This window comes from Corynebacterium nasorum, assembly GCF_022345765.1.
Lineage (GTDB): Bacteria > Actinomycetota > Actinomycetes > Mycobacteriales > Mycobacteriaceae > Corynebacterium > Corynebacterium kefirresidentii.
The window spans coordinates 74,696-88,761 of the sequence record NZ_JAKRDR010000009.1 but is presented as its reverse complement, the minus strand read 5'-3'; the positions used below and the strand labels follow the sequence as shown (position 1 = coordinate 88,761).

At 59.3% G+C, this 14,066-nt stretch carries 11 protein-coding genes and 1 pseudogene; 11 read left to right on the top strand and 1 reads right to left on the bottom strand.

Annotated elements, in window-relative coordinates; translation table 11 throughout:
- Positions 1-511 precede the first annotated feature (511 nt).
- From eccCb to MHK04_RS07920, 10 genes and pseudogenes are all read left to right on the top strand, one after another.
- Positions 512-2,893, top strand: a pseudogene (gene eccCb / locus MHK04_RS07965) (type VII secretion protein EccCb); the annotation flags it as partial.
- Positions 2,894-4,018, top strand: a complete 1,125-nt coding sequence (locus tag MHK04_RS07960) for a type VII secretion-associated protein (protein WP_239208222.1) — start codon at positions 2,894-2,896, stop codon at positions 4,016-4,018.
- Between the two features lie 128 nt (positions 4,019-4,146).
- The gene (locus MHK04_RS07955) at positions 4,147-4,461 is read left to right on the top strand and encodes a WXG100 family type VII secretion target (RefSeq protein WP_023020602.1); all 315 of its coding nucleotides are present in this window, start codon (positions 4,147-4,149) and stop codon (positions 4,459-4,461) included.
- Positions 4,462-4,530: 69 nt separating this feature from the next.
- Positions 4,531-4,818: a WXG100 family type VII secretion target gene (locus MHK04_RS07950; RefSeq protein ID WP_239205773.1), complete on the top strand. Its 288-nt coding sequence runs from the start codon at positions 4,531-4,533 to the stop codon at positions 4,816-4,818.
- Between the two features lie 402 nt (positions 4,819-5,220).
- Positions 5,221-5,664 carry a 50S ribosomal protein L13 gene (gene rplM, locus MHK04_RS07945; protein ID WP_023020603.1) on the top strand — a complete coding sequence of 148 codons (444 nt, stop codon included), beginning with the start codon at positions 5,221-5,223 and terminating at the stop codon, positions 5,662-5,664.
- Entirely contained in the window at positions 5,664-6,197 is a 534-nt protein-coding gene (gene rpsI / locus MHK04_RS07940) for a 30S ribosomal protein S9 (RefSeq protein ID WP_023020604.1), read from the top strand. The genes rplM and rpsI overlap by 1 nt, the downstream gene beginning before the upstream one ends.
- Positions 6,198-6,386: 189 nt before the next feature.
- Positions 6,387-7,730 carry a phosphoglucosamine mutase gene (gene glmM / locus MHK04_RS07935; protein ID WP_239208223.1) on the top strand — a complete coding sequence of 448 codons (1,344 nt, stop codon included), beginning with the start codon at positions 6,387-6,389 and terminating at the stop codon, positions 7,728-7,730.
- Between the two features lie 112 nt (positions 7,731-7,842).
- Positions 7,843-8,157 carry a hypothetical protein gene (locus MHK04_RS07930; protein ID WP_023020607.1) on the top strand — a complete coding sequence of 105 codons (315 nt, stop codon included), beginning with the start codon at positions 7,843-7,845 and terminating at the stop codon, positions 8,155-8,157.
- Positions 8,154-9,935 carry a hypothetical protein gene (locus MHK04_RS07925; RefSeq protein WP_239208224.1) on the top strand — a complete coding sequence of 594 codons (1,782 nt, stop codon included), beginning with the start codon at positions 8,154-8,156 and terminating at the stop codon, positions 9,933-9,935. The genes MHK04_RS07930 and MHK04_RS07925 overlap by 4 nt, the downstream gene beginning before the upstream one ends.
- Positions 9,935-10,192, top strand: a complete 258-nt coding sequence (locus MHK04_RS07920; protein ID WP_034655755.1) for a hypothetical protein — start codon at positions 9,935-9,937, stop codon at positions 10,190-10,192. The genes MHK04_RS07925 and MHK04_RS07920 overlap by 1 nt, the downstream gene beginning before the upstream one ends.
- 4 nt (positions 10,193-10,196) lie before the next feature.
- On the opposite strand, the gene MHK04_RS07915 is transcribed toward MHK04_RS07920, so the two are convergent.
- Complete coding sequence (locus MHK04_RS07915) at positions 10,197-11,030, bottom strand: dienelactone hydrolase family protein (RefSeq protein ID WP_023020609.1); 834 nt, start codon at positions 11,028-11,030, stop codon at positions 10,197-10,199.
- A 201-nt stretch (positions 11,031-11,231) separates the two neighbouring features.
- Between MHK04_RS07915 and MHK04_RS07910 the strand changes: the two genes are divergently transcribed.
- Positions 11,232-14,036 (top strand): FAD-binding and (Fe-S)-binding domain-containing protein, encoded by a 2,805-nt coding sequence (locus tag MHK04_RS07910; RefSeq protein WP_239208261.1) that lies wholly within the window; start codon positions 11,232-11,234, stop codon positions 14,034-14,036.
- The last annotated feature ends 30 nt before the right edge of the window (positions 14,037-14,066 follow it).

The following is a 14,066-nucleotide window of genomic DNA, read 5'->3' as shown; positions in this document are numbered from 1 at the left end:
CAGCCTGGCTTGCCGTTCCAGGACTTACGCGGATGTATCTTTTATCGTCGGAGAAACGGCATGCTCGTGCCGTCGGGGCTACCCATTTTAAGCATTGTTCTCGGGGTTATCCCTGCCGACTCCCTCGCATAACGGAAAATCGACACTGGTGACAAGTATAGGGGGCAAACCGCCAGCCGTCAAGAAAAAAAGAGCACTTTTTCGGCACAGGTCGCCGCCGTTAGGTACGGGACATGTAGGGGTTGGCGCGGCCTAGGTACCGTCCGAGATTGCTCCGGTGCTATCAGCCTTACTGCGTGCTTTTTGGTGGGGGTTATGGGGCTTATGGGGCTTGGATTTCGGCCCTCTATACAAAAACATGAAAAATGGAAGCTTAGGTACACAAAACCTTTTAAATTTTCCTATTTTCTAGCGCAGGGTTAAAAGTAAGCCCCCTAACCCCCACCTGCTGCTGTACCGTGCTGCCGTGCTGCTGTGTATGGAAATGCTATATAGTATCCACAACCCACATTCATTTAAGTCGGAGCTCCTACGCACCCTCGTCACCGCGCTTGCAGCTACCCATAGTCCGGACGAGCTGAACCTCGTACTGGTGGATTTCAAAGGCGGCGCTACTTTCTTAGGATGTGACCACCTGCCGCATACCTCTGCAGTGATTACTAACTTGGAAGAGGAATCTACGCTGGTAGAGCGCATGTACGATGCCATCTCCGGCGAGATGAACCGCCGCCAAGAGTTGTTGCGCACCGCCGGAAACTTCGCCAACGTCAGCGAGTACAACGCTTCCGCCGCTGCAGTACGCGAGCACGGGCCACTGCCCGCCTTAGTCATTGTTGTTGACGAGTTCTCGGAGCTTTTGGGCCAGCACCCTGATTTTGCGGAACTTTTCGTTGCCGTCGGCCGCTTGGGGCGCAGTCTCCACGTGCACCTGCTTTTAGCCTCTCAAAGACTTGAAGAAGGCCGGTTGCGGGGGCTGGATTCCCACCTGTCCTACCGAATCGGGCTAAAAACCTTCTCTTCGGCGGAATCCCGTCAAGTATTGGGCGTGACCGATGCCTACCATTTGCCCGGCCAACCCGGCGCGGGCTACCTCAAGTCTGATGCCGAGGCGTTGATTCGTTTCCAAGCCTCCTACGTTTCTGGGCCCGTGCCGCGCCGGGCAATAGCTGAATCTCATGGGGACGGACCCGCCGTAGCCCGCGGCCGCGTGCAGTTCTTTCGAGGTTGGGCAGAGGAGGAAGAAAGCACTAGCCCTGTGGTTGTTCTCGATGACACCACCACTGTGCTTAGCGAGGTCGTGCGCGCCGCGGCAGAAGAAGCCCAATTGCGTGATCAATCGGCACACCGTATCTGGCTGCCGCCGCTACCACCGGTCATTGAGCTATCTGCATTACCCGGACTGTCTAGCGGAGCGGACGTGGGCGCCTCGTCGTCTGTTGCAGGTAACGGGACGCTGCTGGCTCCCGTCGGCATTATCGATAGACCGTATTACCAACGCCAAGATGAGCTGATAATCGATTTCCACCAGCACGGCGGGCACATGGCCTTATGCGGCGGCCCGCAGTCAGGAAAATCAAGTGCGCTGCGCACCATCGTCTCGGCTCTGGCGCTACGGCATAGCCCCAAGGCGGCACGCTTCTACGTCATCGATTTGGGTGGCGGTCAGCTAGCGTCTCTGGAGAGACTGCCCCACGTTGCCGGAGTTGCCGGGCGTGAGGAGGGGGAAAAGGTGCGGCGCATTGTGGACGAAGTAGCCGGTCTTGTTCGCCGCCCGGAACAGTGCGCAACCTTCCTCGTCATCGATGGCTGGCACCACATTGGCACCTCCAACGCGGAGTTTGAAGACATAGCGGAGAAAGTCACAGAGATAGTCGCCGATGGCGCCTCTGCCCACGTGCATGTCGTCATTGCCACCTCGCGGTGGACCACGATGCGCCCCGCTATCCGCGATCTCATAGCCAACCGACTTGAGCTGCGCCTTGGTGAGTCCTTGGATTCGCTTATTGACCGCAAGTTGCAGCAGAAGCTACCCAGCGCGCCGGGCCGCGGGCTCACCTTGGCCGGAGAGAATATGCTCCTAGCTCGCACATCAAACCAGGACATCGCCCACATTTGCCGCGTTCATGCCGCAGCCGATCCAGTTCCGCAACTCAAGATGCTGCCCGCGGTACTCACCCCGTCTGCCCTTGCTACTCAAGGGGAAATTCCCGACGGCGAGATCGCCTGGGGCATCGGCGGACGGGATCTCGATCCGCTGACGTGGAATCCATCGCGCGAGCCGCACCTAGTGGCAATAGGAGCGCAGGGTTGCGGCAAGTCCACCTTCTTGGCACAAATAATGCGCGGTATCTGCGCCTTCGCGCGGGAAGACGCTCGCCTTGTGGTCATCGACCAGCGGCGGGCCCACTTGGGAACTTTGAACCAAGACATGGTTGCCGCTTATGCCGCAACGCAGACAAGTGCACAAGAGACCATTCTCGATACTATCCGGACACTGGAATCCCGCCTGCCGGGCCCGGATATTACCCCAGCGCAGCTCGCCGCACGAGACTGGTGGAAGGGCCCAGATATCTACTTAGTCATCGACGATGCGGACCTGCTGAGCGATATTGCCCTTTCACCGCTCCTGGAGCTACTCCCGCACGCCCGCGACATTGGCCTGCATCTCATCGTCGCTCGCAAGTCCGGTGGCATTGGCCGCGCCCTTTTCGGCCAATTCTTCTCTGCAGTGCGCGATCTTCAACCAGCGTTGCTGCTTTTCGACGCCGACCGGGACGAAGGCACCATCTTTGGCCTTAAACCCAGCCAACAACCACCCGGCCGCGGTCAGTGGAGCATCCGCGGTGAAAACCTCGGCGTCGCCCAAGTGGTGTACCCAGAAGGAGAGAAGTAAATGACCACCAACCTCAGCGCGAATTCGCATACCGGCGCCCCAATCACTGACGGTGGGGAGACTAACGCTGTACCAATTACCGTCACGATCCTAGACGCGGCCACCATTTTTGAAGGGCCTGATTCGGTATACCGCTACGACCTGCCGGGTACCGGCATCGTGGAAGGTTGGGCTTTGGGGCAGGTCATGGATCAGATTTCAAAGTTGGCCGGGCCGTCCTGGCCCGACGTGGAAGCTTGCGTGGTGGCAGACTCGTCCGGCACGGACATTGCGCAGGAGGCCACCACCATTGTCAGCCGGCAATTGGAAGTCACCGGGGTGCGGCTCATTGACCCAGAACCAGCTATCTCCTCGTTAGCTACGTCAACCTCATTTGGAACCACTACTCATCCGGCTACGGAGATTGCGGAACCAGCTTCTCCCACCAGAGTGATGGAAGCGCCAGCCTATGATGAGCCAGTAACACCAAGCTGGTCCGACCGGCTGCGCGGTTGGCTCGGGGCTATTGATATCTTCCACCTCGCAATTGCAGTGGTCATTATTGCCGTTGCCGGAGCTTCCTGGTGGGCTATCGGCGCACGAGATTCAGCAGACAGTGATGCCGCCTCAGGTGATTCCCGCCCACAACCACGCGCCGCACAGCCGGGCCGCGACAGCGCAATGGAATCCGTGCCCAACTCGCCAGAGTCCAGTGCCGTGGATACTGCAGAACCAGGTGGTAACGAATTAAATCCAGGGGAGAAGCATCTAGATATTGAGGGGATGTCTGTGGTCGTTCCCACCGGGTTTCATACCAAGGTAGAAGATGGGTTGGTTACCGCCACCGGGGAGGATCCGAACCTGCGTATCCTATTGGCGGCGGATGAAATGTTTAACGTTCCGGCGGATGCACTTTTTAAAGAAATCCGCGCGCAGGTCGACGAAGACCCGGCGCTACGCGATGCTACCGATAAGGCCGGGCGCCTGAGCTATACCGAAGACCCAGGGGACGGCTCTTTGGTGGAGTGGACTACCTGGGAAGACCGTGGGCATCAGATGTCTGTGGGGTGCCATACCCGCCACAATTCCAATGCTGTCCAAAAGGCAGCCTGCCGCATGGCTACGGAAAGCCTGGTCAAAAAATAGTCTTAAAAACTTTGTCCCAGACGGGAACCGTTTGGCAGAAAGTTCAGTCCAATAAAGGTGAGAAAGCACAGATGCTTTTTCGGGGGAATATACACAATCTCATCCGCCCTAAGGAGGGGCGCACTCTTATGTCTCAGACTTTCAAGACACAAGCCGATGTCATGGTTGCCACCGCCGGCAAAGTCGATAACACCAATGATGAAGTCCAAGGCGAGCTCACCCGCCTGCAGGGAGTCGTCGACTCTGTGCGCGGAAGCTGGGTAGGCCAAGCCCAGGTCTCCTTCGATGACCTGATGCAGCGTTACAACACCTCTGCACAACAGCTGCGCGAGGCATTGGCCTCTATCTCTGACAATATCCGCAGCAACGCGCACAACTTCGACAACGTGGAAGCAGAAAACGCCCAGGCATTCTCCAATGTTGGTGGCGGCCTCGCCCTCTAAACCGCACTGCACAGTTCTCTAGTCCACTGACCAAAACCTATAGATTCACAGAAGGGAATCCACCACCACATGTCCGAGATCAAGTACGAATTCGGTGCCATTTCTTCCGCCGCAGCTGATATCAACGCCACCTCAGGTCGCATCAACAGCACCTTGGCAGACCTGAAGGCGCGGCTGCGGCCGATGGTGAGCACTTGGGAGGGCGAGTCCGCAGTGGCTTATAACCAGGCACAGGCCAAGTGGGACAAGGCATCTCAGGAACTCAATACCGTGCTCGCGACCATCTCCAAGACCGTCTCTCAGGGCAATGATGCAATGAGTGACGTTAATCGTCGCGCCGCCGCAAGCTGGGGTTAGATCCGCGCCCCGCCTGCACTGTTTCAGGCTGTCTTGGCCGAGCTTGCGGTGCCACTGACCACACCCGAGTGGCAGGAGGCGGACGCAGCCGCAGTCTTGGCAAAAGATTGCAGCGTGAGCACTTTTTGACCAATACCTCTTTTCCTCTCTTCCACCTTTTCAAGTCGTACCTTTCTAGTCCACACCCACGAGCCGGTACCTTCCGTTTGAGCCGCGGAAGGTACCGGTTTCGGCGTTTTGGTTTTCGGGCAGGTGAGCAAGTAGGGTAGGAGACCTATGTGTTCGCTCGTCGGCTAGCAGCTGGCGAAGCGCTCCCTGCAGGTCTCCACCGGCCGCTGTACGGGAGTGGATGGATGCTTAGCGCTGGCCGGCAGTTCCGAGACAGACTTTCAAGGAGTCAAATTGTCTACTTTCCACCCAAAGAGCGGTGACATCACCCGCAAGTGGTACGTCATCGACGCTACTGATGTGGTGCTGGGCAAGCTCGCTTCCACCGTTGCAGACCTGCTGCGCGGCAAGCACAAGCCACAGTTCGCACCGAACGTTGACGCTGGTGACCACGTCATCATCCTCAACGCTGACAAGATCCACGTTTCTTCCGTTAAGCGCGGCCGCGAGATGCGCTACCGTCACTCCGGCTACCCGGGCGGCCTGAAGTCCATGACCCTGGGTCAGTCTTTGGACGCCAACCCGGTTCGCGTTATCGAAGAAGCCGTTGCCGGCATGATGCCGCACAACAAGCTCTCCCGCGCTTCCATCAAGAAGCTGCACGTCTTCGCAGGCGAAGAGCACCCGTACGCCGGCCAGAAGCCGGAAACCTTCGAGTTTAAGCAGGTGGCACAGTAATGTCTGAGCAGAACATCGACAACAACGTAGCCGACGCTGCTGACATCGCTGCAGCAAGCGCCGCTACCGAAGAGTTCACCAACACCATCGGTGATTCCATCGCACCGGCCGAGACCGAAGAGGTTGAGGCTGCCGCTCCGGTACACGAGGGCCCGATCCAGACCGTCGGACGCCGTAAGCGCGCCGTCGCTCGTGTTCGCCTCGTTGCTGGCTCCGGCCAGATCGTGGTTAACGGCCGCGAGTTCGGCGAGTACTTCCCGAACAAGCTGCACCAGCAGGACATCCTGTTGCCGCTTACCCTGCTGGAGCGCGAGAACCAGTTCGACCTCAAGGTCACCGTCAACGGCGGCGGCCCAACCGGTCAGGCTGGCGCCCTGCGTCTGGCTATCGCTCGTGCACTGAACATCTACAACCCAGGTGACCGCACCGCCCTCAAGAAGGCTGGTCTGCTCACCCGAGATGCTCGTGCAGTTGAGCGTAAGAAGGCTGGTCTGCACAAGGCACGTCGCGCACCGCAGTACTCCAAGCGTTAATCTCGCTTCTACTGCGCGCGCAAACGCCGAGAATGCCGCTGCTTCCCTTTTGGAGGAGGCGGCTTTCGTCGTTTTATGGAAGCGCGGGTGGAAGGAATAGTGCTCAACCTGTCGATAAACCAAAAGCTTGATTTCGCCTAAACTGCCCCAACATGCAATCGCTGGGCACAGGCGTGCATAATTGACTGCATGACTCGACTTTTTGGAACCGATGGCGTTCGCGGCCTCGCGAACAAGAAGCTGACTCCGATGCTGGCCTTGCAACTAGGCCAGGCCGCTGCGGAGGTATTCACCGCCCAGCGGGAATCCTATGAGCGTCGGCCGTTGGCCATTATTGGTCGCGACCCGCGCGTTTCCGGCGAGATGCTGGATGCGGCGATTGCCTCTGGTTTGGCCTCCCGCGGCGTTGACGTGGTGCGCGTGGGCGTGTTGCCGACCCCGGCGATTGCCTATCTGACGGATGATTATGGCGCGGATCTCGGCGTAATGATTTCTGCCTCCCACAACCCTATGCCGGATAACGGCATTAAGTTCTTCTCCGCCGGCGGCAAGAAGCTACCGGACGAAATAGAAGACAAGATTCAGGCCACTATGGAAAACCTCACTGAAGACGGCCCGACTGGCACCAAGTTGGGGCGCATCATTTCGGAGGCGCCAGACGGACGCGAGCGCTACCTCAACCATTTAAAGGAAGTGGTCTCCACGGATTTGAGCGGCATCAAGGTGGTCGTAGATACCGCCAATGGTGCGGCCTCCAAGGTTGCTCCCATCGCCTATGAGGCGGCCGGGGCTGAGGTTCTTGCTATCCACAATGAGCCGAACGCCTTTAATATCAATGAGGACTGCGGTTCGACGCATATTGAAAAGGCACAGGCGGCCGTCGTCGAGCATGGCGCCGATTTGGGCCTGGCCCACGATGGTGACGCCGACCGTTGCTTGGCTGTGGACGCCGAGGGCAATGTGATTGACGGCGACCAGATTATGGCGCTGTTGGCCGTGGGCATGAAGGATGATAATGACCTGCGCTATAACACCTTGGTAGCAACCGTGATGTCCAACCTAGGCCTGAAGCTGGCGATGCAGGAACAAGGCATCGAGGTGCGTCACACCGCAGTAGGCGACCGCTATGTTCTAGAAGAGCTCAACCGCGGCGATTTCTCCTTGGGCGGCGAGCAGTCCGGCCACGTGGTGTTGACGGATGATTGCACGACCGGCGACGGCACCCTTACCGGCCTGTCTATCATGGCGCGCATGGCCAAGTCCGGGAAGTCCCTAAAGGAATTAGCATCGGTAATGACCGTGCTACCGCAGGTGCTCATCAACGTGCCGGTTTCTGATAAGGGCGTCATCATGGATGCCCCCGAAGTACAAGAAGCCATCGCTCAGGCCGAGGAAGAACTCGGCGAGACCGGCCGCGTCCTGCTGCGACCTTCCGGCACCGAGGAAGTTTTCCGCGTCATGGTAGAGGCTGCGGACAAGGAGCAGGCCCGCAAGGTTGCAGGGAGGCTTTCCGCCATCGTTTCTTCGGTCTAGAGTCACCGCTTAGTGTGGAAGATTTTTATAATCCGAGGGAACCATTTGGCGCAATCCCCAGTCCAATGAAGGTGAGAACTTTTACCGCATATGGATTTGGGGGAATACACAAGTGTCTGAGGTTTTTCTTCGCCCCTTGGAGGCGATGTCCGCACTACGGCAGGTCGTAGCCGATAACGACGAGCAACGCGATGCCCACCGGGCCGAGGTACCGGATTTTCCGGTGGCCGCGGCTGGACGCAATTTTGGCGGCCACGGTGAGCGCATTCGTGATGTCTTGGCGCGCATCCATGAGCGCGGCGGGCAGAGGTTGGATAATTTATCCGCCACCGCCCACGCCGCTCATGAACAGGTGCGCGCCTTCGCCGATTTTGATGAGTCCTTTGGCAGCTCCTTTGCACGCGGTAGGGAGGCTGGCAGCAAGTGAGTACGCTGACAAAATCCCTGTTGGGGGACTACTCTAACGCTATTTCTCAATTCCAATTCGCCTGCCTGGGCAGCTACTCGGGCCCCAGCATGCCGATGAATCTACTAGGAGAGTTAGTCGGTGCGGTTGATGGCATTGCGCCCGAAAATTTGGTGAAAAATACCGTTGCGGCCGTGGGCGGCAATCGCCCGAAGGGAGGCGGTGCTGGACTAGCGGGCTATTTGCAGCAGGATGATTCCGAGGTTGCTCAGGGCGCCATGCGTGAGCACCTGTGCGGCGTGCAGGAAGACTTCGACATTGACCGCCAAGATGCCGCACATCTGACTAGCTCGGCGGAGCAGTGCTCAGGCGCTATTGCTGACGTCGTTGATGTCTCTGACACGGCCCTTACCGAGCTCGTCTCTGCGGTCATCCCACTGTTAAATATTTTGTCCATGGTCGCCACCAAACACCCTTTAGCCAGGTTCATCATCCCGATTCTTTCCACGATCGGGGGGCAAATTATTGAGGAGACAAATCACAATATCGCCAGCACCTGCCGCGACCGCGATGATGCGATCGAATCCTGTTATAGCGAGTTCGAATCGCGCTGTGAGTGCGTCTGTGAGCGCCCGATGCCGGAAGAATGCCCGACGCCGGCTAAACCTGCAGATGAAGCCTGCCCGGCACCCGTAGAGAAGTGCCCAGACGCTCCACCTCCCACGAATCCGATGCCAAAGGATGAGTGCCCGCCATCGCGGCCCACCGAGCCTGCGCAAGTGGAGTGCCCACCTGTGCCCAAACCGATGCCGGAGCCTGATTCCAAGCCGGAATCACACCACGCCACCTCCGTTCCACCACAACCGACGCCTCTTTCACCAACGCCTACTCCACCTGAGGCATGCCCTGCACCGGAGCCTGCAGCCGAGACGGAAATGCACACGGAGACCTCATCAGAGCATGGTGCTGGGTGCCACTGCTGTGAGTGCACCGAGCAATCAAACACCGAGCGGCCAGTACAGTCGGAGCGCGAAGTAGAGACCACTAGGCCGGCGCAGGCGGAGATCATTCCGCCGCAGGAAGCACCGGAACAGCCGCAGCAGGTAGAAGAGCCGTGCCCGGAACCAGAATCTCATCCAGAGCCGAAGCCCAAGCCAGAAATGGAAACCGAACCCGCTTCTGAAACGGACACAAGCGAAGAACCACTGTGCCCAGAGAATACCGGGGAGAGTACTGAAGAATGTGTCACTACTACCCAGACCAGCTCAGAAGTCTGTGAGATCGAATCCTCCTGTAGCGGTAGCCTCGGCTTGGTCGGAGCCGGAATCGCATTGGTGGGCGTGGGCCTCATTGTGGAAGGCGCTGCACAGTGCTTGGAGAACATGTCCGAACTGGATTGTCCGGTGCAAGAACCCGAACCCGATCCCGTACCTGAGCCAGAACCTGATCCCTGCTCTGAGCCTAAGCCAGAGCCCGAACCGGAGCCTTGCCCTGAACCTGAATCGACTGGTGATGACGGAGTCATGACACCGCCCCCAGAGCTGTCTCAGGTAGAGGAGCCAACGCCGCCACCGGAAAAGGTGGCGCACCTCCAAGCCGCTGGTGCAGCGGAGACACCAGCCCCAGCACCGGCGCCTGAACAGGCACCTGCGCCAGCGCCTCAGCCGGGCCCAGAACCGGCTCCTGAGCCAGCACCAGCTCCCGACCCAGCACCTGCGCCGGCGCCAGCGCCCCAGCCAGAGGCAGGACCCGCGCCAGAAGAACCATCCATTAAGGCACGAAAGGCAGGGCAGTGGTAATGAATAATGATTTCGCAGAGTTTGCGCAGGGCTTTCGAGAAAGGACGGCTAAACGCTTGCTGGAATTTGAAAAAACGCTGGCGAAAGCGCAAGACGAGCTTGAAAAATCCGCGGATAAGGCCATGCAGGAGGCACGGAGGGAGAAGGGGCAAGTGGGGCGTCGACAAGCAGCGGCGCCCAGGCCCCGATATGGCGCTGCCCCGGCGCGTTCACGAAACGCGTCGGGGCAGGTGCAATCAGTGCTGCGGCGGGGCTAAAGCCTTAGGCGTCGCGGGTTACGCCGGCGCGCTCGGCCAGGTCTTCGCCTACCAGGCTTTCTACCTTCTTCGCGCTTGCCTCTGGATCTGCAAAGGCGGCGTAGGTGGAATCATCATTTAGGGTGGCCAGCAGGAAGCCGGTGAGCAAACCGCGGGTGATTTCGGTAGGGCCGGACTGGAAAGCAGCCGTTCCGATGGCCAACTTGCGCAGGCGATCCTCGGTAAAACCAGCCTGGCTGCCCTTGTCGATGGCGCGGAAGCACACCGGGCCACGCCAGTTATAGGCCAGCTTGGCGGGGTTGCCAGCATTGAAGATGTCTTCTTGGCCGGAACCGATGACTAGGCCCGGGGTGTCAATGCGGCGGGCAGCCTGCACCGCAGAGGGGGAGGTGACCGAGGGGTAAATAGCGGCGACGGCGGCGACTTTCTTATTGTCCAAGGCCCCAAGCACGGCGGTGCCACCGCCCATGCCGTGGCCAATCATGCCGAGCTTGCCCGGGGAGACCGTAATGTTTCCGGAGCCTAGCTTTACCCCGGCGGCAATCTGCAACGCGGATTCCATATCCGCAGCTAGGTTGCGGTGGTCGGGGAAGGGGCCGGTCTCAGAATCGGGGGCTACCACGACGATGCCCCAGCTAGCCAGGTGGCGCAGGGTGGCGTGGTAATCCTTAATTTTGTGCATCCAGTCATGGCCAAAAGCCACCGCGGGCAGGCTCTGGCCCTCCGCGGGGGTATAAACCTTGCCGGTGATTCCGGCATAGTCAAGGTCGCCAACCAAAACTCGGTTGCGGCCACGCTTCGACAACGTTGCTAGATGTTTTTTCAAATTCGCAGACACGCATTCCAGGATAGATGAAGATCACCCGCCAGGCGGGAAAGGGTGCGGGTTTATCTGAGAAAAATCTACGCAGTATCCGGCCGAGGAGCGGGTGTGGCGGCGAGCTTTCCTAAGCCCCTCCTAACTTGCGACGCTAAGCGCAGGGGAGTGCAATGTGTGAACAACTACGTACTCTTTTTCTGGGAAGGCAGGCTGCGGTACATGACTACCGGCGTCGTTGATGTGCAAGAACTTTCTACTCGCTATGGGATGGAGGTAAAGACCGAGGTCATTGACCGCGTGGCACATGCCTCCGATGCCTCGCACTACCTGTACACCCCCAAGGCAGTCATCGAGGCTCGCTCCGCCGAGCATGTGGCGGCCATCTTCCGTGCGGGCCGGCAGCAGAATGTTCCGGTAACTCTGCGCTCCGGTGGCACCTCTCTGGCAGGTCAGGCTTCCGGCGATGGATACCTGGTGGATGTGCGCAAGCACTTCCGCGGTATAGAAGTTCTTGATGAGGGCAAGCGCGTGTGCGTCCAGCCCGGCGCGACGGTGCGTCAGGTCAACGCCCGCCTAGGCCTGCGCAACCGCAAACTGGGGCCGGATCCGGCCAGCGAGTCTGCCTGCACCATCGGCGGCGTGGTGGCTAATAACTCCTCCGGCATGGCCTGCGGCACTGAGCTCAATACGTATAACACTCTGGAATCGCTGACCTTTGTGCTGCCTACCGGCACCGTAATTAACACCGCCGATCCGGATGCAGACCGGCAGTTCCAGGAGCAGGAACCGGAGCTGGTGGACACGCTTATCCGCCTGCAGCGCCGTGTGCGCGATAACCAGGAATCCGTGGATATTATCCGCCGTCACTTCCAGCTGAAAAACACGATGGGCTATGGTCTCAATTCCTTCCTCGACTTTGATAGCCCGGTCAAGCTTTTTGAGCACCTGCTTATCGGTTCGGAAGGAACCCTGGCCTTCATTGCGGAAGCGGTTTTCCGCACGGTGCCGATTTCTAAGCTGACCACCACCACGGTGGCCGTATTTGATGATCTCAGCGCTGCCACCAAGTCCCTGCCGGCACTTTTGGAGACCGGAGCGGCCACCCTGGAGCTGATGGACTCTGCCTCTATTCGCGTCGGTCAAGGCTTTGATAAGGTGCCGCAGGCCATTACCGGTTTCGATGTGGATAAGCAGGCCGCGTTGCTCATTGAGTATCACGCTGATGCCCAAGAGGAATTGCAGGAGAAAGAAAGCAAGGGATCGCAGCTCTTGCGCGAATTGCCGCTGCAGTCCCCGGCAGCCTTCTCGGCTGATGCCACAACGCGCACTTCCGCTTGGAATTTCCGCAAGGGTCTGTACGCCCAGGTAGCAGAGGCGCGCCCGTCTGGCACGACGGCCCTTTTGGAAGACATCGTCGTGCCCGTCGGCGATCTGGCAGATACTTGTTCTTCGCTGCAGGAACTCTTTGCCCGCTATGGATATGATGATGCCGTCATTTTCGGCCACGCCAAGGACGGCAATATCCACTTCCTGCTTACGGACCGCTTTGAAGGCGATGATGCCATCGGTCGCTATAACGGTTTCAACGAGGGCATGGTGGACTTGGTCCTCTCGGCCGAGGGCAATCTCAAGGCGGAACACGGCACCGGCCGCGCCATGGCGCCGTATGTGCGCCGCCAGTACGGCGATGAGCTCTATGAGGTAATGCAGGAACTCAAGCGGGCCTGCGATCCCACCAACACGATGAACCCCGGCGTCATCTTGGACGATGACCCCGATGCACACATCAAAAACATCAAGCTCAATCCCACCGTGGAAGAGGAAGTAGACCGCTGCGTGGAGTGCGGCTACTGCGAGCCGGTCTGCCCGTCGCGCGACCTCACGCTTACCCCACGCCAACGCATTGTGGTGCGCCGCGCCCGCAAGCGCGCGGAAGAAGCTGGCGATAGCCAACTCGTCGCTGAGCTAGATCGGGCCTACGAGTACATGGGCGTCGAGACCTGCGCCGTGGATTCGATGTGCCGCACTGCCTGCCCAGTAGGCATCGATACCGGCAAGTTCATCAAGCGCTTGCGCCGCGAGGAAGCCCAGCCAGCGCAGCAAAAGCTGTGGGGTGCTGCCGCCAAGAACTGGCAGGTAGTCAGCCAAGGCGCCGGGGTAGCGCTTACCGGCGCGCACCTATTGCCCACCGAGCTAGTCAAAAAGGTTACCGATGTGGGCCGCAGTCTCATCGGTGCCGATAATCTCCCGCAGTACCAGCCAGAGTTGGGCAAGGGCGGCAAGTCCCGCGGCCGCTTGGCCGGCCGCGTAGGTGATCGCTATGCCCAGACCACCGGAATCTATCTGCCCGCCTGCGTGAACACCATGTTCGGCCCGCAAGGCGGCGGCAAGGGTGCTACCGATTCCTTTGTGGCGCTCTTGGAGCGCGCCGGGGTCGCGCTGGAGGTTCCGCAGGGCATCGACAAGCTTTGCTGTGGTACACCATGGTCTTCCAAGGGCATGCAGGCCGGCCACGATGTAATGGAGCAGCGCGTGCGCGATATCGTCATGGACGCTACTGATGGTGCGCGCCTTCCGGTTATCGTGGACGCCAGCAGCTGCACCGCTGGCTTTAAAGATATGTTGGAGTCGGTGGGTATCACCGTTATTGACGCCATTAGCTTTACGGCCGATACCTTGCTGCCGCAGCTGGAAGTAAAGAATCCAGTGGCTTCCATGACTGTGCACCCCACCTGCTCTGCCTTCCAGCTGGGCATGATGGACGATGTAGAAAAGGTGGCCCGCGCCGCCGCGACCGAGGTACACATTCCCACCGAGTGGAATTGCTGTGGCTATGCCGGTGACCGCGGCATGCTGCACTCGGAGCTTACCGCTGCCGCCACCCGCGCCGAGGCAGCGCAAGTCAAGGAAATCGGAGCGCAGTATCACGTCTCGACCAACCGCACTTGCGAGCTTGGCCTTACCCGTGCCACCGGCGAGGATTACCACCACATTTTGGAGCTTTTGGAACAGGCATCGCGCTAGTTTTCCCAGCACAGTAGCGGGTGGGGTGCC

Coding starts and splice junctions, on each gene's coding strand:
- glmM (WP_239208223.1), top strand. CDS start 6,387: ATGACTCGACTTTTTGGAACCGATGGCGTTCGCGGCCTCGCGAACAAG.
- MHK04_RS07950 (WP_239205773.1), top strand. CDS start 4,531: ATGTCCGAGATCAAGTACGAATTCGGTGCCATTTCTTCCGCCGCAGCT.
- MHK04_RS07955 (WP_023020602.1), top strand. CDS start 4,147: ATGTCTCAGACTTTCAAGACACAAGCCGATGTCATGGTTGCCACCGCC.
- rpsI (WP_023020604.1), top strand. CDS start 5,664: ATGTCTGAGCAGAACATCGACAACAACGTAGCCGACGCTGCTGACATC.
- MHK04_RS07920 (WP_034655755.1), top strand. CDS start 9,935: ATGAATAATGATTTCGCAGAGTTTGCGCAGGGCTTTCGAGAAAGGACG.
- MHK04_RS07910 (WP_239208261.1), top strand. CDS start 11,232: ATGACTACCGGCGTCGTTGATGTGCAAGAACTTTCTACTCGCTATGGG.
- MHK04_RS07960 (WP_239208222.1), top strand. CDS start 2,894: ATGACCACCAACCTCAGCGCGAATTCGCATACCGGCGCCCCAATCACT.